A 24409-nucleotide genomic window follows, 5' to 3' on the forward strand; every position below is an offset into this window, starting at 1 on the left:
TGCTCGGCAGAGGCCTTACTGGTAAAGCCCTTTGCCGAGCATGGCTCGGCACTACATGAAGCAAAGCAAAGCTAACCCCTCCCCAGCCCTCCCCTTGCCTGCGGCAAAGGGAGGGAGCACAGCTGCATGGCGGCATACAAATGAAAAGGCCGGCTAATGCCGGCCTTTTCATTGCTCGATCACAACCAGGGCAGCAGCCAGTGGTCGACCAGCAGGAAGGCGAACAGCGCCATCAGATACACGATGGAATAGCCGAACATCTTCATGTTGAACATCTCGTCCGGCGGGTTCTGCATCTTCCATGCGTACCAGAGGAACACGATGTTCAACACCGTTGCCCCGCCCAGGTAGAACATGCCGCTCATGTCAATGGCCACCGGCAGCAGCGTCACCACCGCCAGCACCACCGAGTACGCCAGGATCTGCTTGCGGGTATGCGGCACGCCGTGGGTCACCGGCAACATCGGGATCTCGGCCTTGGCGTAGTCGACGCGGCGGAAGATCGCCAACGCCCAGAAATGCGGCGGGGTCCAAATGAAGATGATCAGCACCAGCAACGAAGCGTAGGCCCAGTCCGAGCTGCCCTGCATACCGGTGATCGCCGCCCAGCCCAGCAGCGGCGGCGTCGCGCCAGCCAGACCGCCAATGACGATGTTCTGCGAGGTCGCCCGCTTCAGGTAGACGGTGTAGATCACCGCATAGCCGATCAGCGACGCAAACGTCAGCACTGCGGTGATCACGTTCACCCACAGCACCAGGATGGTCATCGACAGCGCGGTCAGCGCGCCGGCGAACACCAGCACCTGCCGCGGCGAGACCTTGCCGACCACCAGGGGCCGCCACGAGGTACGCGCCATCTGCGCGTCGATGCGCGCATCCAGCAGCTGGTTGATCGCCGCTGCGGCCGAGGCCGACAGCCAGATGCCGAGGAAGCCGAGCAGACCAGTCACCACCTGTGCGGTGGTGGGCAGGCCCGGAATGGCCAGGCACATGCCGACCAGGGCGGTGAACACAATCAGTGCCACCACCTTCGGCTTGGTCAGGTCCCAGTAATCACGCCATGTTGTACGCATCATTCACTCCGGGGCGCGCAGCCGCGCCAGCAGCGTGACCAATACAAACAACAGAGCAACCGCACCGCCGCTGTGCATCACCGCCACGGCCAGCGGCAATGCCAGCTTGACGTTGAGCACGCCCAGGGTGACCTGCAGCAGCAACAGCACGATCACGGCGCTTGCCCAACCACGCATGCCCGGCAGGCGGAACATACGCACCGACAGCACCAGCAGGTACAAGGCCACCAGCACCGCGAACATCCGGTGCGCCATCTGGATGGCGATACGCGAGGCGCCATCGAGCACGCCACCTTCGTAATCCACACCGATGCCGCGCCACAGGGTGAAGCCTTCCGTGTAGTTCTGCTGCGGCCACCACTGGCTGACACAGCGCGGGAAGTTGTCCAGGGAGGCACTGCCACCGCCGCAGGCCAGCGCCGCATAGTTGGCGCTGACCCAGCCGCCAAGCGCGATCTGCAGCACGACCAGGGCAACGGCGCCACGCAGCCACCAGCGCAGGCGCGGTGCCTCGGCCAGGGTGATCGGCAGGTTGGTCGCCCTCCAGGCCATCCATGCCAGCAGCGAGAACATCGCCATGCCGCCGAGCAGGTGGCCCATCACCACGATGGGTTTGAGCAGCCAGGTCACCGTCCACATGCCGAGCAAGGCCTGGAAGATCACCACTGCCAAGGTCAGCACCGCAGCGCGCGCCAGATCGATGTTGGACCAGCGCAATGCTGCCAGCAGCAGGATCGCTTCACCGCCAATGGCCAGCACACTCGCCGCGACGTGTTCGCCGCGCATATACAAGGGGATGGCCAAGGCCACCAGCGCCGAGGCGGTGACGATCTGGGCGATGCCGCGCTTGCGCCGACGTGCCGCCAGCAACGCCAGGGTCAGCACTTCGACGCCGAGCAGACCGGCCAGGAAACGGTGCACCTGCTCGCGCCATGCCTTATGGGTTTCCAGCGGACGGATCTCGCTGGCCACGTGTTGGGCAGCTTCCATCTGCGTCTGCGGCCAGGTCACGCGGCCATAGCAGGTGGGCCAATCGGGGCAGCTCAGGCCAGCATCGGACAGGCGCACGAACGAGCCGAACATGATCGTGCTCGCCGTCATGATCAGTGCGAACCACGCCAATCGGTGGAAATTGCGGTACAGCGCCGGACGCGCAGTGGCATTCATCGAACGGAACTCACATCAGTTTCAACAGCTTGGATAGATCAGCCCGCAATCCACCCGGTTCAAAACCCGGCGCATAGCGAAATACCACAAAGCCATTGGGATCAATCACATACACCGGGATACCGGCCGGGTCATCAACCCCCGGCAGCTTGCCCCGGAACGCAGGCTGGGGCTGCAGCACCTTCAGTGCCGGCGTCGCAGCCACCTGCTCAGGCGGCGTACCCAGCCACAATATCTCGACATTATCCGCGTTATGCCCGAACAACTGCCACACCTTGTCCAATTGCTGCGACAAAGTGACGCAGGCAGGTGCACAGTCAGCCGGCGGTGCCAGCAGGATGCGCCAGTGGCGCTCGCCGGGGTTCCACTCGTAGGCCTGGCCATTGGCCAGATACAGCTGCTCGCTGCGCAGGTCCAGCGCTGGCTGCAGCAGCTCGCCGTGGTGGCGGTTGATCTGCGGTGTCCAACCGGAGAAGCGCAGGATGCCGGCCAGCGCCATCGAGCCGAAGAACATGGCGAAGATCAGCAGCAATACCCGGCGACCGCGGTTGCGGGTGGCGAGCTGGTCGGGGGTGAGTGCGTTCATGTTCAAGGCCGGGAATGGAGAATCGGGATTGGGGATTCGCAGAAGCAGAAGCTGGGGCAAGAGCAAAGGCTTGAAGCACCCCTCCCCGGCCCTCCCCTTCACCTTCGGTGAAAGGGAGGGGGAAATTCAACGGCAAAGACAGGGGCAAGGATCAAAGGGAGGGCGCAGCGCTCTGCCCCCTCCCTTTGGCGTAGCCAAGGGGAGGGCTGGGGAGGGGCGCTTTCTGCCCCCTCCCTTTGGCGTAGCCAAGGGGAGGGTTGGGGAGGGGTGCTTTGGCTTTGGCTTTGGCTTTGGCTTTGGCTTTGGCTTCGCCCCTGCTCGAAACCATTCCCCAATCCCGACTCCCCATTCACGGCCTCCCCCTCGACTTCCGCCGCTTCTTGAACTGCAACACCAGCGCAATCAACAACACCGCCAAGGCCATCGCGAACCACTGCACCGCGTACCCAAGATGGCGCGAAGGCGGCAAGGTATTGGGCAGCAGGTCCAGATCACGCGAATAACCCAGCGGTAAAGCGGGGTCCAGTCGCAGCACCTTCGGCGCCAGCACAGCACCACCCAGCCCGAGCCGCGTGGCAATGGCAGGCAGATCCATCCGCGTCGCCAGCCAAGTCTGCGGCTGCGTGGCTGCGGTCAATGCAGGGCCCAAGGCGATACCGGTTGCTGGCGCAGGCGCCCACAACCCCTGCAGTGCCTGCGTGCCCTGCTGCGCGCTGATCGTCGGCATGCTGCGGTCGGCAGGCAGCGGCAGCCAGCCCAGATCGACCAGCACGACGGCTCCATCGGCAGCGCGCGCAGCTTGATAGACCTTGATGCCGGCGCGGCCCTCGCGCAGCTGGTTGTCCAGCAACACGCTACCGGGCAGGAACTGCAGCTGATCGCGCACCCAATGCAGGGAGTCCGGCGCGGCGGCTGCCTGGGCAAGGCTGAGCGCGGCGTCGCGGCTGGGCGGCAATTGCGCCAGCAGGGCTTCTTTCTGGTGCATGCGCTGCAGCTGCCAGCCGCCCAAGGCGCAGAACACCACCGCCACCAGCACTGCCAACAGCCAACCAAAAATCGCCGTGTGCTGTCGCGTCATGACAAGCTGCCGCCAAGCAGGTGATATAGCACTGCCTTCCCACTGAACGAGCCACGCATGAATGATTCGTTGAAGACCCTGTTGGTGATCGCGTTCTTGATCGTCATCGTCTGGAATCTTGGAGCCGGCCTCTATTACCTGATGATCGATCGCGGCCAGACCAAACGGACGGTCAATGCGTTGACGCGGCGTATCGCGCTGTCAGTGGCGCTGATTCTGCTGGTTGCCTTGGGCATCTATACGGGTTGGATCAAGCCGCATGGTGTTGGTGGCTGAGACTGGGAATCGGGAATGGTAGAAGCACGAGCGCGCGCCACGCCTTTCCCGATTCCCCATTCCCTACTTTCGATTCCCTGATCAAAGCACATACACAAACAGGAACAGCATCAGCCACACCACGTCGACGAAGTGCCAGTACCACGCCGCCGCTTCAAAGCCGAAATGGTTGTCGCGGGTGAAGTGGCCCTTGGCCGAGCGGAACCACATCACCAGCAGCATGATCGTCCCCAGCAGCACGTGTGCGCCGTGGAAGCCGGTCAGCATGAAGAACGTGGAACCGTAAATGCCCGAGCCCAGGGTCAGGTTCAATTCCTTGTAGGCGTGGATGTACTCCTCGGCCTGGAAGAACAGGAACACGCAGCCCAGCACGACGGTCAGGCCCAACCAGATCAGCAGCTGCTTGCGGTTGCCCGCCTTCAGCGCGTGATGGGCGATGGTCAGGGTCACGCCCGAGGTCAGCAGGATCAAGGTATTGATCAGCGGCAGGCCCCAGGCCGGGATGGTCTGGAAGGCACCACCAATATCGGCCGGGCCATTGGTCGGCCATGCCGCCGAATAGCCATCCCACAGGTATTCGTTGGTGAGCACGCCATGGCCTTCACCACCGAGCCAGGGCAGGCCCATGTTGCGGGTGTAGAACAGCGCACCAAAGAAGGCGGCGAAGAACATCACCTCGGAGAAGATGAACCAGATCATCCCCATCCGGAACGAGCCGTCGACCTGGCGGTTGTAGTTGCCACCCACCGATTCGCGGATGACATCGCCGAACCACAGGAACAGGGTGAACACCAGCATCGCCACGCCGGTGAAGAAGGTCCAGCGACCCCAGCTGGCGTCGTTGAGCCAACTGGCTACCCCGACCATCATCACCAGCATCGCGATCGATCCTACAAACGGCCATTTGCTGCTGCTTGGCACGAAGTAGACGTTGGGATCAGGCGTGTTATGGGCCATGGCGTTGCTTCCGGGTCCGTGATCAGGGAGCTGCGTGTGCGGCGGCCGCGGCGGTTGCCGGGGCCAGGCGTTCGGTCAGCGCATCATTCTTGTAGAAGGTGTAGGACAGGGTGATCGTGTTGACGTCGGCCGGCAGGTCCGGATCGACGATGAAACGTATCGGCATGTCGCGCTTTTCACCGGCCTGCAGCGTCTGCGCGGTGAAGCAGAAACACTCGGTCTTTTTGAAGTAACCCGATGCACGTGCCGGCGCCACCGACGGCACCGCACTGCCAACCAGCGCGCGGTCGCTGTCATTGCGGGCGAAGTACAGAGCTTCGTTCAACTCACCCGGCACAACGTCCATCGTCAGCTTTTCCGGATGGAAGGCCCATGGCAGTTTGGAATTGACGCCGCCATCGAACTCCACCCGCACGGTGCGCTTGCCGGTGGCCGCATGTGCGCTGGTGTCGTGCGTGGTGGCGCCACGCTCCAGCCGCACACCAAACACTTTCTCGCAGGCGATGCGGTATAGCGGCACCAGCGAGAAGGTCAGCACGAATACCGCGAAGGCCACGCCAATCAGCCGGCCGAGGCCAGCATTGGGCTTGGGTGCGGGCGCCGGCCCGTTCAACTCGCCAGCACCCCGGACAGGATGAAGCCGACATAGACCGCGACCGCGATCAGGCCAACCACCAGCGCGGTGCGTCGCGAGCGGCGCCTGCGCAAGGCCATTTCTTCAGCCTGGAAGTGTTCGTTGCTGCTCATTGCCAGCCTCCTCAGTGCGTCACGTCATCATGCGCCAGATCACCCGGCTTGATTACCGGCGGCACAGTGAAGGTATGCGCAGGTGCCGGTGACGGAATGGTCCACTCCAGGCCACGAGCACTTTCCCAGGCGCGTGCCTCGGCACGCTTGCCGCTGCGCAGCGAGGCCAGCAGGATAGCCGCCATCATGAACGGGGTGGCGAACATGCCGAACGCACCAATCGAGCTGATCAGGTTCCAGTCGGCGAACACCGGGTTGTAGTCCGGAATACGCCGCGGCATGCCAGCCAGGCCGAGGAAGTGCTGCGGGAAGAACAGCAGGTTGACGAACACCATCGTCCACCAGAAATGGAACTTGCCCCAGAACTCGTTGTACATGCGACCGGTCCACTTCGGCCACCAGTAATACACCGCGGCGATCAGCGCCAGCACCGCACCGGTCACCAGCACGTAATGGAAGTGCGCCACCACAAAGTAGGTGTCGTGGTACTGGTAGTCGGCCGGCACGATGGCCAGCATCAGGCCGGAGAAACCACCGATGGTGAACAGGATCACGAACGAGATCGAGAACAGCATCGGCGTTTCAAACGTCAGCGAGCCCTCCCACATCGTGCTGACCCAGTTGAACACCTTCACCCCGGTCGGGATGGAGATCAGCATCGTGGCGAACATGAAGTAGATCTCGCCACCCAGCGGCATACCCACCGTGAACATGTGGTGGGCCCACACGATGAACGACAGGAAGGCGATGGCGGCAGTGGCGTAGACCATTGCCTGGTAGCCGAACAGCGGCTTGCGACTGAAGGTCGGCAGGATCTCGCTGACCACGCCGAACGCAGGCAGGATCATGATGTAGACCTCGGGGTGACCGAAGAACCAGAAGATGTGCTGGTACATCACCGGGTCACCGCCACCGGCGGCATTGAAGAAGCTGGTGCCGAAGAACTTGTCGGTCAGCAGCATGGTCACCGCACCGGCCAATACCGGCATCACCGCGATCAGCAGGAAGGCGGTGATGAGCCAGGTCCAGCAGAAGATCGGCATCTTCAACAGGTCGATGCCGGGTGCGCGCATGTTGAGCACGGTGGCGATGATGTTGATCGCGCCCATGATCGAGCTGACACCGGCCACATGGATGGCGAACACGCTGAAGGCTACGTTGTAGCCGCCCTGCAGCGACAGCGGCGGATACAGGGTCCAACCACCAGCCGGTGCACCGCCGGGCAGGAACAGGGTCACCAGCAACATGCCGAAGGCCACCGGCAGCAACCAGAACGACCAGTTGTTCATGCGCGGCAGCGCCATGTCCGGCGCGCCGATCTGCAGCGGGATCATCCAGTTGGCAAGACCAACAAAGGCCGGCATCACCCCACCGAAGATCATCACCAGTGCGTGCACGGTGGTCATCTGGTTGAAGAATTCCGGCTTGACGAACTGCAGGCCGGGTTGCGCCAGCTCCAGCCGGATCACCACGCTCATCGCCGCGCCGACGATGAACATCGTGAAGCTGAAAAGCAGGTAGAGCGTGCCGATGTCTTTGTGATTGGTGGAGAAGAACCAGCGCTCGAAGAAGCCCTGTTGGTGCCCGTGGTGATCGGAGTGGTCCACTGCGGTATTCGCCATTGCAACTACACCTCGTTATGCGTTTTCAGGCATCGCGCCGGCAGCACCGGCACGCAGTGGTATCAGGCACCGGCCGCCGCAGCTGCGGCGGGTGTAGCGACAGTCGGAGTTGCTTCGGGAGCCGCTGCAGGTGCCGGCTCGGCAGCCGGTGCGGCCTCTACAGGCGCGGCAGGCGCCGGCTTGCGTGAGGCCAGCCAGGACTTGAACTCGTCCTTGGACACGGCCTTGACCACGATCGGCATGAAGCCATGGTCCTTGCCGCACAGCTCCGCGCATTGGCCGCGGTACACGCCTTCGGTTTCGATGTTGGTCCAGCGCTCGTTGATGAAGCCCGGCACAGCGTCCTGCTTCCAGCCCAGCGCCGGCACCCACCACGCATGGATCACGTCGTCGGAGGTGATGACGAAACGGACCTTGGTATCCACCGGCAGCACCAGCGGGTTGTCCACGTCCAAAAGGTAATGCGGATCGCTGGCCATGGTCGGCACGCTGCCGCTCTGCCGCACTTCGTCGGACTTGCGGTCCAGGCGGCTGGTGAAGGCGACGTCTTCACCGAGGTATTCGTACTTCCACATCCACTGATAGCCGGTGATCTTCACCGTCATCTCGGAATCGCGGGTGTCGTACATGGCGATCAGCTTGGCCGTCGCAGGCCAGGCCATCACCACCAGGATGACGATGGGAATGACCGTCCAGATGATTTCCGCCTTGGTGTTGTGGCTGAACTGCTTGGCCACCGCGCCCTTGGATCTGCGGAACTTGAACATCGCGTAGGCCATGGCGCCGAACACCAGCACGCCGATGACGGTACATACCCACAAGGCCACCATATGTGCGTCCCACGCCATACGCGAGGTATGGGTGACGCCCTTGCCCATATTGAGCTGCCATTCCTTGGGATCGGCCGATTGCGCCCATGCCGCCTGCGCCGCCAGCATCATCGCTGCCGCTGCCAAACCGTGTTTCAACTTCGCGCCCCACACGCTGCTTTGCTTCATTGCCTAGACCCTTGACGTCATCGGTTGCTGCCATTGCTGGCTGCGAGCAAGCCTTCAAGTGTCACCGCAAGTTCCCGACGTTCCACGGGCGCGAGGAAACTCCCCACTTCCACCCACTTGCCGCTGGAAACCAGCAGGACCCGTTCCTTCCCGGTCACCACCCGCACCCAATACGGGTGTGCGCGGAATACCGGCGAAACTCCGGCTGCGGGAATCACTTCCACGCAGTCCGGTCCTACCCGGATCTCTTCCCGGCGATTGCTGCTGCGCCAACACGCGCGCAGGGCAGCGGCCACCAGGAAGCCATGCAACAACGCGAAGACAGGGGCCAGTACGTTCCCGGACAACCAAGCAAGGCCGGCCGCGAACACCATCAATCCTGCCAACGCCGCAAACAACTGGACGAACTGCCGAGCACTGAGTGCCCGTGGGGGGTGCAGTAACAACTGCGTCCCTGAGCCATCGGAATCTTGCCGAAGCACCTGGATCATCGCAGCCGCGTCCATACCGCGGAAATCGAGTTCGATGGTAGCCCTGCCCGCACACGCCCGGCAAGCTTCCATTCATCATCGTCATCAATGCTGCAGTGCACATCAAAACTGTGCCCATATCGTCCGAGGACGTCGATTTAGATGCCGGAATCGGCACAATTTAATTTGACTCGTTAAGTATTGCGAAAGCGCCCACAGGCCAGTGCTTTCAGGCCGCAAACAGACGCCCTCAGGGGACTAGGAAATCCGCCACCGAAGATTAAAATGGCCGAATCCAACTGTGGCCGAGCGCATGAACGCAACACCTTCCCCTGATGTCGCCTCCCCTACGTCGCCGGCCCCGCCGCTGCTGACGCCTGAGCTGCCGCCGGCGCCGTCCGCGCTGCGCCAGGCCATCACCGATGCATGGCTCAAGGACGAAGCCAGCCACGTGCGCGAACTGCTGGAGCAGGCGCGCCTGCCGGCCGCCGAACAGGCACAGGTACAGGCCACCGCCGCCGACCTGGTGCGCCGCGTGCGCGCCCGCTCCAAGAACCAGGGCGCGATCGAAGCCTTCATGCGCCAGTACGACCTCGGCAGCGAGGAAGGCGTGCTGCTGATGTGCGTGGCCGAAGCCCTGCTGCGCATTCCGGACCAGGAAACCGCCGACAAGCTGATCCGCGACAAGCTGGGCGAAGCCGACTGGAAGCGCCACATGGGCCAGTCCGATTCGGTGCTGGTCAATGCCTCGACCTGGGGCCTGATGCTGACCGGTCACCTCGTTGACCTGGCCGATGCCACCAAGCGCGACGTGCATGGCGCGTTCAAGCGCCTGATCGGCCGTGTTGGCGAGCCGGTGATCCGCCTGGCTGTGCGTCAGGCGATGAAGATCATGGGCCACCAGTTCGTCATGGGCCGCACCATCGACGAAGCGCTGTCGCGCTCGCACAAGGGCGACAACAGCAACTACCGCTACTCCTTCGACATGCTCGGCGAAGGCGCGCTGACCATGAAGGACGCGCTGCGTTACCTGGAAGACTACCGCCGCGCCATCCATGCGATCGGCGGCGACAACATCGCCCGTGGCGGCAAGGCCGATGGCGACGTGACCAAGTCGCACGGCATCTCGATCAAGCTGTCGGCGCTGTACCCGCGCTACGAACACGCCAAGCGCGAGCGCGTATTGAATGATCTGGTGCCGGGCGTGCTGGAACTGGCGCAGCTGGCCAAGTCCTATGGCATCGGCTGCACCGTCGACGCCGAGGAAAGCGACCGCCTGGAACTGTCGCTGGACATCATCGAGCGCGTGGTCAGCGATGCCTCGCTGAAGGGCTGGGCGGGCTTCGGCATCGTCGTGCAGTCCTACCAGAAGCGCACGCCGTACACGATCGATTACCTCGCCGACCTGGCCCGCCGCATCGGCCACAAGCTGCAGGTGCGCCTGGTCAAGGGCGCGTACTGGGATGCGGAAATCAAGCGCGCGCAGATCGAGGGCCTGCCCGGCTACCCGGTGTTCACCCGCAAGCAGAACACCGACGTGTCCTACATCGCCTGCGCCAAGCGCCTGTTCGGCCATGCCGATGCGATCTACCCGATGTTCGCCACCCATAACGCGGCCACCATCGCCACGATCAAGCAGATCGCCAAGGGCGGCGTGTACGAACACCAGAAGCTGCACGGCATGGGCGATGACCTGTATGCCGAGGTGATTCCGGCTGACCGTCTGAACGTGCCCTGCCGCGTGTACGCACCGGTGGGCTCGCACGAAGACCTGCTGCCCTACCTGGTGCGTCGTCTGTTGGAAAACGGCGCCAACTCCAGCTTCGTCAACCGCATTACCGATGAAGACGTGTCCATCGACGACCTGATCCGCGATCCGGTCGAAGCCGTGTCTTCGTTCGCTTCCATTCCGCACCCCAAGATCCCGCTGCCGGTTGATTTGCTGCGCAGCCAGAACCACGACAGGACCAACTCCATGGGCATCAACCTCGCCAACGACAACGAACTGCGCGCCCTGGCCGAGCAGCTCAACGCCGCCATCAAGCCGTGGCAGGCGACCCCGCTGGTGCAGGGCGTGGCCCCGGGCACGCCGTCGCAGCCGGTGGTCAACCCGGCCGACAACCGCCAGGTCGTCGGTCACTGGCAGGCTGCCGATGCCGCCACCGTGCAGAAGGCGCTGGCCAATGCCGTGGCCGCGCAGCCGGCCTGGAACCGCACCCCGGCCGCCAGCCGCGCCGCCATCCTCGAGCACGCCGCCGATCAGCTTGAATCGCGCATCGCCGAGTTCATGGCGCTGTGCGTGAAGGAAGCCGGCAAGAGCCTGCCCGACGGCGTCGCCGAAGTGCGCGAAGCGGTCGACTTCCTGCGTTACTACGCCAAGCAGGCACGCGAGCAGTTCGGCACCGCCGAAAAGCTGCCGAGCCCGACCGGCGAAAGCAACGAACTGCAGCTGCACGGCCGTGGCGTCTTCGTCTGCATCAGCCCGTGGAACTTCCCGTTGGCGATCTTCCTCGGCCAGGTGGCCGCTGCCCTGGCCGCCGGCAACAGCGTCATCGCAAAGCCGGCCGAGCAGACCAACCTGATCGGCTACTACGCCGTGAAGCTGCTGCTGGACGCCGGCGTGCCGGAAGGCGTGCTGCAGTTCCTGCCGGGCGATGGCGCCACCGTCGGTGCCGCACTGACCGCCGACCCGCGCGTAGCAGGCGTGGCCTTCACCGGTTCCACCGAGACCGCACGCGCCATCAACCGCGCGATGGCCGCACGCGATGCCGCGATCGGCGTGCTGATCGCCGAGACCGGTGGCCAGAACGCCTTCATCGCCGACTCCTCGGCGCTGCCGGAACAGCTGGTCAAGGACGCCATCGGTTCGGCCTTCACCTCCGCCGGCCAGCGTTGCTCGGCAGCGCGCGTGCTGTTCGTGCAGGACGACATCGCCGACAAGGTGATGGGCATGCTGTCCGGCGCGATGGCCGAACTGAAGGTTGCCGACCCGGGCGAACTGTCGACCGACGTCGGCCCGGTCATCGACGCCGACGCCCTGCAGATCCTCAAGGATCATGCAGTGCGCATGGACGCCGAGGCACGCCTGATCGCCGCCGCACCGCTGTCCGAAGCCGCCGCACACGGCACCTTCTTCGCCCCGCGTGCGTATGAGCTGAAGGATCTCAACCAGCTGCACAAGGAAATCTTCGGGCCGGTGCTGCACGTGATCCGCTGGAAGGCCGATCAGCTGGATGCGGTGATCGAGCAGATCAACGCCACCGGTTACGGCCTGACCCTGGGCGTACATTCGCGCATCGACGAAACCGTTGATCGCATTGCTTCGCGCGTCAACGTCGGCAACGTCTACGTCAACCGCAACCAGATTGGCGCGGTGGTCGGCGTGCAGCCGTTCGGCGGCCAGGGCCTGTCCGGCACCGGCCCCAAGGCCGGCGGCCCGCATTACCTGCTGCGCTTCGCCACCGAAAAGACGGTAACGGTGAACACCACCGCTGCCGGCGGCAACGCCTCGCTGCTGACCCTGGGCGATTGATTGCAGTAGTGTCGTGATCAGGAAAAACCCCGCGCAAGCGGGGTTTTTCTTTGCACTGCAAAAACCTACCCCTCCCCAACCCTCCCCTTCGCTGCGCGAAAGGGAGGGAGCAGAGCGTAGTGCCGAGCCATGCTCGGCAGAAGCTTTCCCGGTAATGCACCAGCACCCCAGGAACTGTGGGAGCGGCGTTAGCCGCGAAGCTGGCGCCATCGAAACTACCAACATACCTGCTACCTGATCGACCCTCTGCTTCGCGGCTGACGCCGCTCCTACAAATCAACGCACAAACAAAAAGCCCCGCTTGCGCGGGGCTTTTTGCATGCATCAACTACAGGTTCGATTAGAACTTGTAGTTGATCGAAGCAGCGAGGATATCGCCGCCCACGTCGTACTTGCCCTTGACCACGTTACCGGTGGCCGAGGTCACATTGATGCCCGGCTCATTGGTGAACAGGTGGGTGTAACCGAAGTTGAACTCGGTCTTCTCCGACGGGGTCCAGCCCAGGCCAACCGACAGCCACTTGCGGGTCACGTCCGGCACGCGCACGTCACGGTGCTCGATGCTGGTCGGCGACTCGTCATAGGCCACGCCGCCACGCAGGGTGATGGTTTCCGACAGCTTGTACTCGGTACCGATCGAGCCGAAGGTGGTGTCGTTGTAATGGAAGGCCAGGGTGTTGTCCGGCTGGTTCGAGGCGAAGTCGACGGTCACCTTGTCGAACGCGGTCTTCCATGCGGTGCGCGACAGGTCGCCCATCACGGTCCAACGGTCGTTGATGCGGTGGGTCACGCTCATCGAGACCGAGGCCGGCAGGGTCACGGTTACCTTGCCCGAGGTGTCCACGAACAGACCGCTGCCCGGCTGGCCGAGGGCCACCGAAACATTCTGCGGAACGGTGAAGTTGGCCTTGCCGCCGGTGATCTTGTGCTCAACCTTGGAGCGGTAGCTGAAGGCGATGTTGGTGTCTTCAGTCGGGCTCAAGGTGGTGCCGAGCACGTAACCGACGGCATTGTTGTCGCCTTCGATGGTGACGAAACCATCGGCGCTGCCCGGGAAGAAGCCACCCGCAGCAGCGGCCTGGCCAGCTGCAGCAGCAGCGGCGGCGATCTGCGCCGGGGTGCGGCCAGCCGCAGCCGCAGCTGCGGCAGCACGCTGCTGGGCGGCACCGTTGACCACGGCGCCCATGTCCAGCGCGTTGGACAGTTCGATGGTCAGGTGCTCAACGAACACCGACGCGCCGAACGACACATATGGGTTGACGTCGTAGGAGAACGCTGCGCCCAGGTCGATGGCCTTCAGGTCAGTGGTCACGCCGCTGTAGCGGCCCACCCAGTTCTTGTCGTAATCGGTCTTGAAGCCGAACGGTGCAGTCAGCGACAGGCCGAAATGCATGTTGTCGTTCTCGCCGAACGGCAGGTGGAAATACGCTGCCGGGACCGGAGCGATCATGCCTGCATCGCCGCCGTTGCCGCCGGTGATGTTGGTGCCGGTGCCCGGGCCACCCGGGCCGGAGTTACGGCCGGAGGCCTTCTCGAACTTCGCCGAGAAGCTGATGGCGCTCAGGTCGGCCTGGAACTGGCGGCCGTCGAGCAGGCGCATCGACGCCGGATTGGTGGCGACAACCGAAGCGTCGTCCCATGCGCTGGTGGAACCAGCAAAAGCGCGGCCGAGGCCCTTGGCGCTGTTTTCCTTCAGCTGGAAGGCAGCAGCGTCGGCGTGGCTGAAAGCCAGGGCGCCGGCAATACCGACGGCAAGGGCAGTTACGCGAGCAATAGCAGAAGCGGTCATAGTGGAAGCTCTCTCCGTAAACGGTAATGGTCGTTTTGCGCCTGCACTCCCAAGCAGCAAGCTACTTGACAGTGCGCCGGAGTCCCCTCCCGACATACGACGCCGTATGCAGTATCACCCACGCTCGTTAACTAAACAATAACGACGTAAGACATATTCCCAACCCGCATCGGGCGGTCCCGGGTTAGGCTTCCGGACTCATGTTCGTCTCCATTCCTTCCAGAAATAAGTCAGGCCTGCGCTGGGCTGTGCCCTTGCTGTGCCTGACCTTGCTGGCCGCCTTCCTCTGGTCGATCTCACGACCGGATGAGGCGCGTCGCTCGCTGTGGCTGGACTGGGGTGCGCTGGCCACCGGTCTGGGCAGTGGCCATGACTGGTGGGCGGCTTTGCGCGACGGCAGCGTATTAAGGCTATTCACTGCGCTGTTCCTGCATGCCGATTGGTCGCATCTGCTGGGCAACCTGGTGTTCCTGCTGATCTTCGGCCTGCCGGCCGAGCGGGTGCTGGGGCCATGGCGCCTGCTGTTGCTGTTCCTGTTCGGCGGTGCCATCGCCAACCTGGCTGCGCTGTACGTGATCGGCTCACCCGAACGCACCATCATTGGCGCCAGTGGCGCGGTGTCGGCCTTGATGGGCACGTATCTGACTCTGTTCCCACGCGCCAAGCTGGGCGTGGTGCTGCCTTTGGGCCTGTTCCTGGAATTCGTTCGTGCGCCGGCCTTTCTGCTGATCGGCGTGTGGGCGGCCTTGCAGGTGGTGTTCGCCTACATCGGCCCCAGTTTCGGCATGGTGGCCTGGTCAGCGCATGTGGCCGGCTTTTTGTTTGGCGTGGCGTACGGGCTGTATGTGCGCGCCGCCATTGCAAGACGGCTGCGTAAGCGCAAGGGTTTCTAGCCCTGCCTGTTTTTTGTGGGAGCGGCGTCAGCCGCGAAGCCGGTGCCCGATCAGATCGCGGCAGAGTGGCCTTTTGAGGTAGAGCCGAACCATGTTCGGCTGAGGCCTTACCGGTGAGGCCCCTGCCGAGCATGGCTCGGCACTACATGTTCGGCTGAGGCTTTACCGGTGAAGCCCTTGTCGAGCATGGCTCGGCACTACATGTTCGGCTGAGGCCACCGGTGAGGCCTCTGCCGAGCATGGCTCGGCACTACAGGGGTTTTTCTTCGGCTGCGGGCTTTTCTGTGGCTTCCGGCTTTGCTGCCTCGGCAGGTGCCGTAGGCTTCGCCGCGGTGCTGGCCGGCTTGGGCTTGGCTTTCGCCGCTGCTGCCTGTGCCGCCGCTACCGAACCCGGGTGCTTGAGTTCCTGCAAGGCCGACTGGATCGGGGCATCGCCCGGCAACACCACGCCGGCCTTGCTGCCCACCGCTTCGTCATCGCCGCGCAGATGGCCCGGCAGCTTGGCTTCGCTGTAGTCGCTCAGGCTGGCCGGCAAGTCGTTGACCGCATCGGCCGGATCCGGCGTCAGTTCCACATCCGGCAGGATGCCGGTGGCCTGGATCGAACGACCGCTGGGCGTGTAGTAACGCGCGGTGGTCAGCTTGACCGAGTCGCCGTTGTCCAGCGGCAGCACGGTCTGCACCGAGCCCTTGCCGAAGGTGCGGCTACCGACCACGCGCGCGCGGCCGTTGTCACGCAGGGCACCGGCCAGCACTTCCGAGGCACTGGCCGAGCCAGCGTCAGCCAATACCACCATCGGCGCGCCCTTGAGCAGGTCGCCCGGGGTGGCGTCGAACTTGGCATCGCTGATCGAGATGCGGCCGCGGGTACTGACGATGCCCCCCCTCTCCAGCAGATCATCAGCCACCTGCACGGCGGCAGTGAGCAGGCCGCCCGGATTGCTGCGCAGGTCCAGCACCAGTCCCTTCAACTTGCCGCCGGCCTGTGCCTGCAGCTGGTTCAACTGCTTCTGGAAGTCAGCGCCGGTATCAGCCTGGAAGGTGCTGATGCGGATATAGCCGTAACCCGGCTCCAGCATCTTGCTGCGCACGCTGGTGACGCGAATGGTCTCGCGCATCACGGTGACATCGAAGGGCTTCTGTTCGCCGCGGGCGATGGTCAGTACCACGCTGCTGCCGGCCTTGCCACGCAGCGGTTCGCTGGCATCGATGGCGTTGATCGGGGTGCCATCGATGGCCACGATCAGGTCGCCGGCCTTCAGGCCAGCACGCGCGGCCGGGGTGTCATCGATCGGCGACACCACCTTCAAGGTGTTGTCCTGCTGCAGGACCTCTACGCCAATGCCTTCGTAGGCACCGTTGGTCTGCTCGTCAAAGGCTTCTGCGTCTTCCTTGTTGAAGTAAGTGCTGTGCGGGTCCAGCTCCAACAGCAGGCCGCGTACGGCCGACTGCATCAGCTTCTTGTCATCCACCGGGTCCACATAGGCCGCACGCACGGCGTTGTAGACGCCGACAAAGCGGCGGATCTCGTCCAAGGGGACGCGTGAGGTGACCGATTCCTTGGCATCGGGGTCGTCCGCCTTGGACACCGTGTCCGGGGCGCTCTGGGCCAATGCAACAGCCGGTGACAGGGCCAACAGCAGGGCAGCAGCAAGACGGGCTACACGCATGAACCACTCCATGAGAAAACGGATGCGCAATAACCGCGCTGGACCCGATTATGCGCGAAGCCCAGCTAAATTCTTGTTGAACCGACGCAGCCAGCTGCGCCAGCGCTCAGCGGGCGTTACTGCCGCTGCAACCAGGTCGCAGGATCTACCGGCTGGCCGTTGCGGCGTAGTTCAAAGTACAGGGCGGTCACGCCCTGGCCCCCGGAGTTGCCAACCTTGGCCACCGCATCGCCACGTTTGATGCTGGCACCGGCATCCTTGAGCAAGGCGTCGTTGTGCGCGTACAGGCTCATATAGCCGTTGCCGTGATCGACGATCAGGATCATGCCGTAGCCGGTCATCCAGTCGGAGAACACCACCGTGCCATCGGCCACTGCGGTCACCGTGCTGCCGGCCGGTGCGCCAATCAGCACGCCGGCGCTGTTGCGGCCATCCGGCAAACGACCGCCGTAACGGGCCAGCAGATTGCCCGACAACGGCCAACCCAAGCCACCAACCCGCGGTGCCGGCGCATTGGCAACCACCCGCGGCGGCACCTTGCCCGGCGTGGCCCTGGCTGGGCTGCGAGTGGAGCCGCTGTTGGCAGCTGCCGCTTGCCGCGCCTGCTCGGCGGCACGGCGAGCGGCCGCGCGGCGCTCCGCTTCGGCGCGGGCAGCTGCGGCACGCAGGCTGGCCAGCACCTGCTCCAGCGCGCGTGCGTCCTTGCCCAAGGCCTTCTCGCGCTCGCTGCGATCCTGATAGCGGGTATCCAGTTCGCTCAGCACGCTGGCGCGCTGGCGGCGGTCCTGGGCCAGCGCGGTAGCCTGCTGGCGCTGTTGTTCGCGGGCCTGCTCCAGTTCTTTGCTGCGCGCGACGATCTGCTGTTCGGTGCTGGTCAGCGCCTGCAGATCGGTGGTCAGACCGGTGATTGCCTTGGCCCGCTCACGCTGCAGATAGCGGTGATAGGCCAGTTCGCGATTGGCATCGGCCACGCTGTCCTGCGACAGCAGCAGCTTCAATGGCGCGTGATTGCCCAGCTGGTAGGCACCACGCAGCAGCGTTGCCAGCTGCTGGCGCTGCTGGGCCAGACCGCTTTCCAGCGTGGTCCGGCGCTGTTGCAGGGCCACCAATGACTGTTGCTCGCGCTGCACCGCCGCCTCGGCCTCGGCTACCGCGCGGCCGCTGCGGGCGACCTTCTGGTCGGCCTCGCGCAGGCGCTGGCTGGCTTCACCGCGCTGCCCTTCCAACTGGCGACGCTCCTGGGCAACGCCCTTGATCTCGCCGCGCAGCTGCTGCAGCTTCTTCTCGGTGTCGCGCGAGCTGTTCTGCGCCGACAATGGCCCGGCCAGCAGTACGCCCAGCATCAGCAGGCAAGCACCACGCCATGGCAGCAGGGCCGCAGGTCGTCGGGAACGAGGCTGGTGACTGGGCTGGCGCAAAGAGGTTCCAGTGACTTCAGGCAGATGCGGATTGTACCCAAGCGTGATGCCATGCCACCCAGTCCATCGGCATTTCCACAGTGGAGATCTCATGAAACGTCTATTTCTACTTCTGCTGCTGAGCGCGAGTGCCCCACTGGCGTTGGCCGCCGACGACATCAGCAAGGTCAATGGCAGCATCCAGACCCAGGCCGGCAACACCTACGGCGATCTGGAAACCGTCAATGGCAGCATCCAGTTGGCTTCCGGTGTGCAGGCCAACAGCGTCGAAACCGTGAACGGCAGCGTGCGCACCGAAGACAATGTGCAGGCGCACAGCATCGAAACCGTCAACGGCGGGATCCATGGCGGCCGCAACCTGGTGCTCACCCACGGCCTGGATACGGTGAACGGCGGCATCTACGTTGATCGCGGCAGCCGCATTGGCGGCAGCATTGAAACCGTCAACGGCAGCATCGGCCTGGTCGCCGTGCAGTTGGCTGGCGACATCGAAACAGTCAATGGCGACATCACCGTTGGCATCGATTCAGTTGTCAGAGGCGGCATCAAGGTCAATCGTCCCTCGTTCGGCATCTCGCTGACTGCACCGCGCAAGCCGCGGATCGTCATCGGCCCGAACGCCGTGGTCGAAGGCCCGCTGGTATTCGAGCGCGAGGTCGTGCTGCTGGTGCACGACTCGGCGAAGATCGGTCCTGTGACCGGCGCCACGCCGCAACGCTTCGACAGCGAAACCGCGCCACGCTGAACGCGCATTGCAGGCCAATCCTGCCTAGAATCCGGGTTCGATCTTGCAACCCGGAGTTCTCATGCATCGCAAACTGTTGTTGTGCCTGGCCGCCACTGCGGCCCTGGCCGCCTGCAAGCAGGAGGCACCGGCACCGGCGGCCTCCGCGCCCGCCCCCGCACCACCGCCGGCCCACACCTTTGCCGGTGGCATCAATGCCGCCGACTTCGGCGAGCTGGTGAAGACCCTGGCTTCGGATGAATTCGAAGGCCGCGCGCCTGGCAGCAACGGCGAAGAGCTGACCGTCAACTACATCCGCGACCAGATGCAGCGCATCGGCCTGCAGCCGGGCAACGGCGACAGCTGGTTCCAGGAAGTGCCGATGACCGAAACCACGGCCAACCCGGCTACCGTGCTGAAGATCCAGCAGGGCCAGGCCAGCCGTGACCTGGTATTCGGCACCGACATGGTGATCGGCACCCGCAGCGGCCAGCCGGAAATCAAGATCGACAACAGCGAGCTGGTGTTCGTCGGCTATGGCGTCGACGCACCCGAGCAGAACTGGAACGACTACACCGGCCAGGACTGGAAGGGCAAGACGGTGGTGATGTTCGTCAACGACCCGGGCTTCCATACCAACGATGCCAAGTTGTTCGATGGCAAGCGCATGACCTATTACGGGCGCTGGACCTACAAGTTCGAGGAAGCCGCACGCAAGGGCGCCGCCGCCGCGCTGATCGTGCACGACAGCGCCGGTGCCTCCTATGGCTGGGATGTGGTGAAGAACTCCTGGGGCGGTGCGCAGTACGACCTGCCCGCCGCCGAAGACAGCCAGCCGCGCCTGCAGGCACAGGGCTGGCTCAGCGCCGAGGCCGCACGCAAGCTGTTTGCCGATGCCGGGCTGGACCTGGACAAGGCCTACAAGGACGCCAGCAAGCGTGGCTTCAAGCCGGCGCCGTTGAACGCGCAGCTGTCGCTGGACCTGAAGAGCACCATCGCGCAGAAGAAGTCACGCAACGTGGTCGGCGTGCTTCCGGGCAGCAAGCGTGCCGACGAAGCCGTGTTGTACATGGCGCACTGGGATCACCTGGGCAAGCACGAAGGTGAAACCGGCGACAACATCTACAACGGTGCGGTCGATAACGCGACCGGCGTGGCCGGCATTCTGGAAGTCGCCGATGCGATGGCCCACCAGCAGACCCCGCCGGAACGATCAGTGGTGTTCCTGGCGGTGACGCTGGAGGAATCGGGCCTGCTCGGTTCGCAGTACTACGTGAACCACCCGACCTTCCCGCTGGACAAGATCGCCGGCGTGATCAACATCGATGCGATGTCGGTCAATGGCCGTGCACGTGACCTCACCGTCACCGGTTTTGGCAGCTCCGAGCTGGAAGACCTGCTCAAGCCGCTGGCCGCCAAGCAGGGCCGCACCCTGCATGCTGAGAGCTCGGTGCAGAGCGGCTTCTACTTCCGTTCCGATCACTTCAACTTCGCCAAGGCCGGCGTGCCGGCGTTGTATGCCGATGGCGGCGAAGACCTGATCGACGGCGGCACCGAAGCCGGCAAGCGTGCGGCCGAAGCCTATGGCAAGGACCGTTACCACGGCCCGAAGGACGAGTACGACCCAGCCACCTGGAAGCTCGACGGCATCGTCGAAGACCTGGAACTGCTGTACGGCGTTGGCCAGCAGCTGGCCGGCGGCGATGCGTGGCCGAACTGGTACGCAGGCAATCCGTTCAAGGCCAACCGCGACGCGATGATGAAGAACAAGGACAGCAACGCGGCCAAGTAAGCTGCTGCAGATCGAAAAAGAGAACGGCGCCGTTGGGCGCCGTTCTTGTTTGTGTATGGCTACGTTGCTTACGCCGTCGGCGCAGCCGCACTTGCCATGCGTGCCTTGCGCACACCGGCCACCGCGAACACCACCAGGCCGGCCCAGATCAGGCAGAAGCCAACCAGCTGATTGGCGCTGAAGGCCTCGCGGAACACCAGCACACCGACCAGGAACTGCAGGGTCGGTGCGATGTACTGCAGCAGGCCGACCACGGTCAGCGGCACCCGTCGCACGCCGAAGGCGAAGGCAATCAGTGGGATCGCGCTGACCGCACCGGCCAGCACCAGCAGCACGTCGATGCCCACGCCCCAGCCGGAGATGAAACCGCCGCCATGGCCGTTCTCGGCCCAGAGCACATAGGCCAGCGCCGGTGCCACCATGAACAGGCTTTCCACGCCCAGCCCGCTCACCGCGTCCACCACCACCAGCTTGCGCAGCAGGCCATACAGGCCAAAGGTGATGGACAGGCCAATCGCGATCCACGGCGGGCGCCCGCTCTGCCAGGTCAACCAGGCCACGCCAAGCGCCGCCAGCGCTACCGCCAGCCACTGCAGCTTGCCCAGCCGCTCGCCCAGCACCATTACCCCGAGCAGCACGCTCAGCAGCGGGTTGATGAAGTAGCCCAGGCTGGTTTCCACCACATGGCCGGCGTTGACCGCCCAGATATAGAGGCTCCAGTTCAGCGCGATCAACAAGCTGGACAGACCCAGCAGCCAGAACCGCCGTGGCGTGGCCCATACCTCGGTCAACCAACCCCAGCCGCGCACGATGCTAAGCCCACCGACCAGCAGCACCGCGCTCCAGACAATGCGGTGGGCAATGATCAGGAACGACGGCACCTCCTTGAGCAGATGCCAGTACAGCGGGAACAGGCCCCATATGACGAAAGCCAAGGTGATGGCCCACAGGCCGTTACGTTGTTCGCTGTTGCTGTTCATGCGCGACGCAGCCTTGCAAGAGTAATGACAACGACGCCGGCCAGAATCACCGCCATCGCGCCGAGATCGGAAACACTGAAACGCTCATGTGCGATCCACGCGCCAAGCGCCACGGCAATCACCGGATTGACGTAGGCATAGCTGCTGGCCAGCACTGGGCGCACGTTGTGCAGCAGCCACACATAGGCGGTGAAGGCGATGATCGAGCCGAATACGGTCAGGTAGCTCACCGACAGCAGACCCTGCAGGTTGGGCAAGGCACTGATGCGCTCGCCGCGCAGCAGGCCGGCGCAGACCAGGATCATGCCACCGCACAGCATCTGCCCGGCGGCGGTCATGAATGGCGATGGCAGGTCACGTCCACGCGACCAGATCGAACCGAACGCCCAGCCCAGCGGCGCGATCAGCAGCAGGATCAACCCGGTCGGGGTTGCAGTCAGACTGCTGCCGGCGTTGAGCCAGACCACACCGACGAAGCCAACAGCAATACCCAACCATTCGCCACGGGTGACCTTCTCGCCGCGGATGGCCGAGAACAGCGCCATCCACAGCGGCACCGAGGCCACCGCCACCGCCGCCAGCCCGGACGATACGTCGCGCTCGGCCAGCACCACCATGCCGTTGCCCAGGAACAGCAGGCACAAGCCCATCACCGCCAAAGTCTTCCATTGCGCACGGGTCGGCGCGGCCACACCGCGCCAACGCAATAGGGTATAGAGCACGCTGCCAGCAATGACGAAGCGCATACCGGAGATAACCGTCAGCGGCGGCAGGCCGCTTTCCAGCGCCAGATGGATGCCGAGATAGGTCGACCCCCACACCACGTAGACCAGCAACAAGGCCAAAACGACAAGGCCACCCCTGGGAGGAGCAGCCGGCGTGGATACGGGGGAGGACATGAGGCGGTGCCACCATTCGGGGGAAGGTGAATTCTAGGGCACAGCGGCGCCGAGATCAGTCTGAAAAACGGCATGCTGTATTCGTTTGGCAGAGCACCTACATCATCCATACATGGTCTGCGCTAGGGTTGAGCCGACCGCCGCGCCACAGCTGCGCGCATCGCCCGGCCATCGGCCATCAAGCGAGGACCGCTTCTGCATGAACACCCCCACCGCCAACGCACCGGCTGCCTCCGAACGTGCCGCCCTGCGCCGCTCGATCTCCAACACCTTGAAAGGTTCGGCCGGCAATCTGGTCGAGTGGTATGACGTTTATGTCTACTCGGTGTTCGCGGTGTACTTCGAGTCGCAGTTTTTCTCGGCCGCCGACAAGAACTCCACCATCTATGTGTGGGCGATCTTCGCGGCCACGTTCCTGATGCGTCCGATCGGTGCCTGGTACTTCGGTCGCTTCGCCGACCGTTACGGCCGGCGCCGCGCCTTGACGGTTTCAGTGACGGTGATGGCGGCCTGCTCGTTCCTGATCGCGATCACCCCGACCGCCGCGCAGATTGGCGGCGCCGCGGCGTTGATCCTGCTGCTGGCACGGCTGGCACAAGGCTTCGCCACCGGTGGCGAATACGGCACCAGTGCGACCTATATGTCCGAAGCGGCGATTCCCGGCCGGCGCGGCTTCCTATCCTCGTTCCACTACGTCACCCTGGTTGGCGGCCACGTGCTGGCGCAGCTGACCCTGCTCGGCATGCTGCTGCTGTGGGACAAACCCGAGATCTCGGCCTGGGGCTGGCGCATCGCCTTCGGCATTGGCGGCATCGCCGCCATCGTGGTGTTCTGGCTGCGCCGGAGCATGGACGAATCGCTGACCTCCGACTCCATCGAAGCAGCGAAGGATGGCCGCGCCAAAGCGTCCGGCTCGATGCGCGAACTGTTCGTGCACCAGTGGCGCGCCCTGCTGCTGTGCTTCCTGATCACCGCCGGTGGCACGGTGGCCTTCTACACCTACTCGGTGAACGGCCCGAAGATGGTCCAGAGTGCATTCGCCGGCAATGACGTGATGACCGGCACCGTGATCAACCTGGGCGTGCTGACCTTTTTGATGCTGCTGCAGCCGGTGGGCGGTTGGCTGTCGGACATCGTCGGCCGAAAGAGCCTGCTGGTGTTCTTCGGCGTCGGCGGCGTGCTCTACAGCTGGTACATGATCACCCAACTGCCGCAGCAACATGATCCGCTGATGGCCTTCCTGGTGCTGGCAGTCGGCTTCGTCATCCTCACCGGCTACACCTCGATCAACGCCGTGGTGAAGGCTGAGCTGTTCCCCACGCATGTGCGTGCGCTGGGCGTTGGCTTCGGTTATGCGATGGCCAATTCACTGTTTGGTGGCACGGCGCCGTTGCTGTATCAGGGCGCATTGAAGACCGGGCATGTGGATGCGTTCGCGATCTATGTCACTGCGGTGATTGCGGTGTCGCTGTTGGTCTATGTGTTCTTTCTCAAGAACAAGGGGCCGAACTGGTTGGATGGGACGCGGCGGTAAGGCTGGGCAAGTCGGAGCCAGAGCTGCTTTGGCTTTGGCTTTGGCTTTGGCTTTGGCTTTGGCTTGATGCCGTCATTCCCGCGCAGGCGGGAATCGCTCTACGCACTTGCCTTTGCACTTGCCTTTGCACTTGCCTTTGCGAACGGCAACAGCCAAAGCCAAAGCACAAGCCGGAGCGATTCCCGCCTGCGCGGGAATGACGGCA

General features: G+C 64.0%; 21 protein-coding genes. 6 read left to right on the forward strand and 15 right to left on the reverse strand.

Features of this window, described 5'->3' with window-relative positions:
- Window positions 1-179 precede the first annotated feature (179 nt).
- The 4 genes from cyoE to ACVOLZ_RS03420 all read right to left on the reverse strand — a co-directional run bounded on the left by cyoE (window position 180) and on the right by ACVOLZ_RS03420 (window position 3904).
- Entirely contained in the window at window positions 180-1073 is an 894-nt protein-coding gene (gene cyoE / locus ACVOLZ_RS03405) for a heme o synthase (protein WP_296253347.1), read from the reverse strand.
- A gap of 3 nt (window positions 1074-1076) precedes the next feature.
- Complete coding sequence (locus ACVOLZ_RS03410; RefSeq protein ID WP_481515034.1) at window positions 1077-2240, reverse strand: COX15/CtaA family protein; 1164 nt, start codon at window positions 2238-2240, stop codon at window positions 1077-1079.
- 10 nt (window positions 2241-2250) lie between these two features.
- Window positions 2251-2826: a hypothetical protein gene (locus ACVOLZ_RS03415; protein ID WP_481515035.1), complete on the reverse strand. Its 576-nt coding sequence runs from the start codon at window positions 2824-2826 to the stop codon at window positions 2251-2253.
- A gap of 349 nt (window positions 2827-3175) precedes the next feature.
- Entirely contained in the window at window positions 3176-3904 is a 729-nt protein-coding gene (locus tag ACVOLZ_RS03420; RefSeq protein ID WP_481515036.1) for an SURF1 family protein, read from the reverse strand.
- 57 nt (window positions 3905-3961) lie between these two features.
- Between ACVOLZ_RS03420 and ACVOLZ_RS03425 the strand changes: the two genes are divergently transcribed.
- A complete protein-coding gene (locus ACVOLZ_RS03425) occupies window positions 3962-4180 on the forward strand; it encodes a twin transmembrane helix small protein (protein WP_481515037.1) in 219 nt (72 codons plus the stop codon).
- 81 nt (window positions 4181-4261) lie between these two features.
- Here ACVOLZ_RS03425 and ACVOLZ_RS03430 read toward each other — a convergent pair whose 3' ends face one another.
- The 6 genes from ACVOLZ_RS03430 to ACVOLZ_RS03455 all read right to left on the reverse strand — a co-directional run bounded on the left by ACVOLZ_RS03430 (window position 4262) and on the right by ACVOLZ_RS03455 (window position 8995).
- Window positions 4262-5137 (reverse strand): cytochrome c oxidase subunit 3, encoded by an 876-nt coding sequence (locus ACVOLZ_RS03430; RefSeq protein WP_481515038.1) that lies wholly within the window; start codon window positions 5135-5137, stop codon window positions 4262-4264.
- A gap of 22 nt (window positions 5138-5159) precedes the next feature.
- The gene (locus ACVOLZ_RS03435; RefSeq protein WP_481515039.1) at window positions 5160-5750 is read right to left on the reverse strand and encodes a cytochrome c oxidase assembly protein; all 591 of its coding nucleotides are present in this window, start codon (window positions 5748-5750) and stop codon (window positions 5160-5162) included.
- Window positions 5747-5884, reverse strand: coding sequence for a hypothetical protein (locus ACVOLZ_RS03440; protein WP_481515040.1), 138 nt, complete (start codon window positions 5882-5884; stop codon window positions 5747-5749). The genes ACVOLZ_RS03435 and ACVOLZ_RS03440 overlap by 4 nt, the downstream gene beginning before the upstream one ends.
- Before the next feature lie 11 nt (window positions 5885-5895).
- On the reverse strand, window positions 5896-7506 hold the full coding sequence (gene ctaD, locus ACVOLZ_RS03445) for a cytochrome c oxidase subunit I (protein WP_481515041.1): 1611 nt from the start codon (window positions 7504-7506) through the stop codon (window positions 5896-5898).
- A 62-nt stretch (window positions 7507-7568) separates the two neighbouring features.
- Window positions 7569-8504, reverse strand: a complete 936-nt coding sequence (gene coxB, locus ACVOLZ_RS03450) for a cytochrome c oxidase subunit II (protein WP_481515042.1) — start codon at window positions 8502-8504, stop codon at window positions 7569-7571.
- Between the two features lie 17 nt (window positions 8505-8521).
- The gene (locus tag ACVOLZ_RS03455) at window positions 8522-8995 is read right to left on the reverse strand and encodes a DUF2244 domain-containing protein (protein ID WP_481512965.1); all 474 of its coding nucleotides are present in this window, start codon (window positions 8993-8995) and stop codon (window positions 8522-8524) included.
- A 292-nt stretch (window positions 8996-9287) separates the two neighbouring features.
- Here ACVOLZ_RS03455 and putA point away from each other — a divergent pair, with 292 nt between their 5' ends.
- Complete coding sequence (gene putA / locus ACVOLZ_RS03460; protein ID WP_481515043.1) at window positions 9288-12506, forward strand: bifunctional proline dehydrogenase/L-glutamate gamma-semialdehyde dehydrogenase PutA; 3219 nt, start codon at window positions 9288-9290, stop codon at window positions 12504-12506.
- A gap of 340 nt (window positions 12507-12846) precedes the next feature.
- Here putA and ACVOLZ_RS03465 read toward each other — a convergent pair whose 3' ends face one another.
- Window positions 12847-14295, reverse strand: coding sequence for an outer membrane protein transport protein (locus ACVOLZ_RS03465; protein WP_481515044.1), 1449 nt, complete (start codon window positions 14293-14295; stop codon window positions 12847-12849).
- A gap of 200 nt (window positions 14296-14495) precedes the next feature.
- On the opposite strand from ACVOLZ_RS03465, the gene ACVOLZ_RS03470 reads away from it, so the two are divergent.
- Window positions 14496-15188 carry a rhomboid family intramembrane serine protease gene (locus tag ACVOLZ_RS03470; RefSeq protein ID WP_481510496.1) on the forward strand — a complete coding sequence of 231 codons (693 nt, stop codon included), beginning with the start codon at window positions 14496-14498 and terminating at the stop codon, window positions 15186-15188.
- Window positions 15189-15438: 250 nt separating this feature from the next.
- Here the strand turns inward: ACVOLZ_RS03470 and ACVOLZ_RS03475 are convergent, their stop codons facing one another.
- Both ACVOLZ_RS03475 and ACVOLZ_RS03480 read right to left on the reverse strand, forming a co-directional pair.
- Complete coding sequence (locus ACVOLZ_RS03475; protein WP_481515045.1) at window positions 15439-16857, reverse strand: S41 family peptidase; 1419 nt, start codon at window positions 16855-16857, stop codon at window positions 15439-15441.
- Between the two features lie 116 nt (window positions 16858-16973).
- Entirely contained in the window at window positions 16974-18200 is a 1227-nt protein-coding gene (locus ACVOLZ_RS03480; protein WP_481515046.1) for a murein hydrolase activator EnvC family protein, read from the reverse strand.
- A 166-nt stretch (window positions 18201-18366) separates the two neighbouring features.
- On the opposite strand from ACVOLZ_RS03480, the gene ACVOLZ_RS03485 reads away from it, so the two are divergent.
- Together ACVOLZ_RS03485 and ACVOLZ_RS03490 are read left to right on the forward strand one after the other, a co-directional pair.
- On the forward strand, window positions 18367-19020 hold the full coding sequence (locus tag ACVOLZ_RS03485) for a DUF4097 family beta strand repeat-containing protein (protein WP_481515047.1): 654 nt from the start codon (window positions 18367-18369) through the stop codon (window positions 19018-19020).
- 61 nt (window positions 19021-19081) lie between these two features.
- Window positions 19082-20791: a M28 family metallopeptidase gene (locus tag ACVOLZ_RS03490; protein WP_481515048.1), complete on the forward strand. Its 1710-nt coding sequence runs from the start codon at window positions 19082-19084 to the stop codon at window positions 20789-20791.
- A gap of 68 nt (window positions 20792-20859) precedes the next feature.
- Here ACVOLZ_RS03490 and rarD read toward each other — a convergent pair whose 3' ends face one another.
- Complete coding sequence (gene rarD, locus ACVOLZ_RS03495; protein ID WP_481515049.1) at window positions 20860-21771, reverse strand: EamA family transporter RarD; 912 nt, start codon at window positions 21769-21771, stop codon at window positions 20860-20862.
- Entirely contained in the window at window positions 21768-22670 is a 903-nt protein-coding gene (yedA, locus tag ACVOLZ_RS03500; protein WP_481515050.1) for a drug/metabolite exporter YedA, read from the reverse strand. The genes rarD and yedA overlap by 4 nt, the downstream gene beginning before the upstream one ends.
- Before the next feature lie 199 nt (window positions 22671-22869).
- Here yedA and ACVOLZ_RS03505 point away from each other — a divergent pair, with 199 nt between their 5' ends.
- Window positions 22870-24204 (forward strand): MFS transporter, encoded by a 1335-nt coding sequence (locus tag ACVOLZ_RS03505; protein WP_481515051.1) that lies wholly within the window; start codon window positions 22870-22872, stop codon window positions 24202-24204.
- Window positions 24205-24409 lie beyond the last annotated feature (205 nt).

The organism is Stenotrophomonas sp. STEN020, assembly GCF_056760195.1.